This is a genomic window from Pseudomonas sp. 43(2021), from assembly GCF_017490805.1.
Lineage (GTDB): Bacteria > Pseudomonadota > Gammaproteobacteria > Pseudomonadales > Pseudomonadaceae > Aquipseudomonas.
On record NZ_JAFGYJ010000106.1, the window covers coordinates 1 to 722 of the forward strand.

The following is a 722-nucleotide window of genomic DNA, read 5'->3' on the forward strand; positions in this document are numbered from 1 at the left end:
TGGTAGTGTGGGGTTTCCCCATGTGAGAGTAGGTCATCGTCAAGATTCATTTCGCAAAACCCCTATCTGCGCCTGCAGGTAGGGGTTTTGTCTTTGTGGCGCAAAAACTCCCGGGCATACGCGCCCCGTGTGGGAGCGGGTTCACCCGCGAACACCGGCAAAGCCGGTGCCATCCACCGCGTCGCCTGCTCCCACAACTCCCACACCGAGCGCGTAATATCCTGGGTGCGACAATATTCCCGTCACATTTACGTGACTTTCCCGCGCCCACCCTACGTCAAGACTCTGGTTCGGGGCACTCCTGACCCTGGGCTGAGCGATGCCAGCGTACCGTGCTGCGCATTTCTGGACTTCCACCGTCCCATCACTTGAGGTAGCAAGCAAGATGGCCAAGGCCGCCGATGTCGTTGTGCAATGCCTGGAAAACGAAGGTGTCGAGTATGTATTCGGTATTCCCGGTGAGGAAAACCTCGACCTGCTCGAATCCCTGCGCAAGTCGAAGATCAAGCTGGTACTGACCCGTCACGAGCAGTCCGCAGGCTTCATGGCCGCCACCTACGGCCGCCTGACCGGCAAGACCGGCGTCAGCCTGTCGACCCTCGGCCCTGGCGCCACCAACCTGGTCACCGCCAGCGCCTACGCCTACCTGGGCGGCATGCCGATGATGATGATCACCGGCCAGAAGCCGATCAAGAAGTCCAAGCAGGGCCGCTTCCAGATCA

The 722-nt window shown here is 60.2% G+C and carries 1 protein-coding gene; it reads left to right on the forward strand.

Annotated elements, in window-relative coordinates:
• Nucleotides 1–385: 385 nt before the first annotated feature.
• The coding region (locus J5M71_RS26170) for a thiamine pyrophosphate-binding protein (protein WP_243434355.1) at nt 386–722 on the forward strand (337 nt) is incomplete at its 3' end.